Below are 2,422 nucleotides of genomic sequence, written 5' to 3' on the forward strand. Positions count from 1 at the left end.
GTTGGCGAGGCCGTGGTGGTGGACGAGGACGCCCTTGGGGCGGCCGGTGGAGCCTGAGGTGTAGATGGCGTAGGCGAGGTTCTGGCCGTCCAGGGCGCGCTCGGGCGCGGTCGCCGGGTACTGGCCGATGGTCGCCTGCTCGCGCTCGACGACGACGAGAGTGCCGTCGTACTGGGCGCCGACGGTGTCGGCCAGGGCGGCGGAGGTGACGATCACCGGTGTCGCGGTGTCGGCGAGGACGTAGGCGAGGCGGTCGGCGGGCCAGGACGGATCGAGGGGGAGGTAGGCGGCGCCGGCCTTCCACACACCGAGGAGGGCGGGGACGAGGTCGGGGCCGCGCTCCAGGCAGACGCCGACGAGGACGTCCGGTCCGGCGCCGAGCGTGAGCAGGTGGTGGGCGATGCGGTTGGCCCGCTGGTCCACCTCGGCGTAGGTCAGCCGGGTCTCGCCGGCGATGACGGCGACGGCGTCCGGAGTCGCGGCGGCCTGGGCTTCGATCAGGTCGACGGTCAGACCCGCCGGCCACTCGACCGAGCCGCCTCCGGCCCAGGTCGTGAGCTGGGCGCGCTCCGCCTCCGGCAGGAGGACACGGCGGGCGTCACCGTCGGCATCAGCGGCCATCGCCTCCAGCACCAGCCGGTACATGGCGCCCAGGCGCTGCAGGTTCGCCAAGCTGATCACATTGGTCGCACCCGCGAGGTCGAGCTTGCCGCCGACCGTGATGACGCTGAAGCCGAACTCGGTCGTGCCGTCGACCATCGTGCCCTCGACGTCGACCGAGGACTTGTCGACGAGGTGGAAGTCGAGGTACTCGAAGAGGGCGTTCAGCAGCTCCCGGTTACCGCCGGCGGCGCGCTGGATGGCGGGCAGCGGGTAGCGGCGGTGGGACCAGATGGCGGTCTCCGTCGCATGGGTCCGCTCGACCAGCTCGCGCCAGCTCGCGGCACCGCGCGTGGTGGGGAACGGCAGGGTGTTGAGGTGCATGCCGAGCACCCGGTCCGCGCCCGGCGCCTCCAGACGGCCGTGGTAGACGACGCCCGTGTGGAAGGCGTCCTCGGCGGTGAAGCTGCCGAGCACCTTGAGGTGCGCGGCCAGCAGCACGTTCTTCAGCGAGGACTTCGCCTCGGCCGCGAGCCTGCGCAGGCCGTCCTCCAGGTCCGCGAACGGGATGTGGACGTGGTTGCGGTCCGCGACGCCGTTCAGGTCGGACTCGGCGAAGCCGTCCGGCAGGACCAGCGGGCTGTGGGTGTCGACGACCTGCTGCCAGAACTCCTGGGTCTGCGGGTCGGAGAGCGCGGTCTGCTCGGCGGCGATGAAGTCCGCGTAGCGGACCGACGGCACCTCGTAGGCCGCCGGCTCAAGGCCGTCCCGCAGGCTGCGGTAGCAGGCGAGCAGCTCCATCAGGAGGGTGTGGTAGCTCCACCCCTCGGTGATGGCGTGAATGTGACTGAACGTCAGGCGCCAGGCCCGGTCGGACTCGACGTGCACCGAGATGCGCAGCAGCGGGGCGGCGGTCAGCTCGAAGCCGTTCCGGTGCTCCTGCTCGACGTAGGCGAGCGTGAGGGCCGTCACCTCGGCCTCGGTCAGGCTGCGGACGTCGTGGATGGCGACCGGGATCTCGACGTCGGCGTGAACGAGCTGAAGCGGCCGGCTGAAGCCCTCCAGGTGCATGGAGGTGCGCAGGATGTCGTGCCGGGCGACCACGATGTCGGCGGCGCGGCGGAACGCTGCGGCGTCGAAGGCCTTCGGGTCGGGCAGGCGGAAGGAGTTGATGTTCTGGTAGACGTCCCGGGACTCGGCCGCGAGCATCTCGACGAGCATGCCGGTCTGGATCTGGGAGAGCGGGTAGGCGTCGACGATGTCGGCCGGGAGGGCCTTGCGGTCGTCGTCCGAGATCTGGGCGAAGGGCTGGACGGCGGTGATGAGGGATTCGCCGGTGCCGTTGCCGGGGAGGGCGGCGGCCATGGCGGTGATGGTGCGTTGCTGGAAGACGTCGCGGATGGTGACGTCGTAGCCGGCGGCGCGCAGGGCTCCGACCAGGCGGACGGCGCGAATGGAGTCGCCGCCGAGGTCGAAGAAGCTGTCCTCGACACCGACCTGGGGCAGGCCGAGGACCTCGGCCCAGACCGCTGCGAGGCGCTCCTCGAGGGGGGTGCGGGGGGCGGTGTAGCCGGTGGTGGCGAACGCGTCCAGGTCGGGGGCGGGGAGGGCGCGGGTGTCGATCTTGCCGTTGGGGGTGAGGGGGATGGCGTCGATCGTGAGGTAGGCGGTCGGGATCATGTACTCGGGGAGCTTGTCGGCGAGTTCGGCGCGCAGTACCGGAGCATCGAGCACGGTGTCGGTGACGAGGTAGGCGATGAGGGTCTTCTCGCCGTTGGTGTTCTCGCGGACGGTGACGACGGTGTCGGTGATGTGGGGGTGT

Annotated in this window: 1 protein-coding gene; it reads right to left on the reverse strand. The window is 71.1% G+C overall.

Features of this window, described 5'->3' with window-relative positions; translation table 11 throughout:
• Positions 1 to 2,422 (reverse strand): condensation domain-containing protein (locus tag ABT263_RS38665; protein WP_352298626.1); only part of this gene is annotated, 2,422 nt, incomplete at both ends.

It is taken from the genome of Kitasatospora sp. NPDC001603 (assembly GCF_040298365.1).
Lineage (GTDB): Bacteria > Actinomycetota > Actinomycetes > Streptomycetales > Streptomycetaceae > Kitasatospora.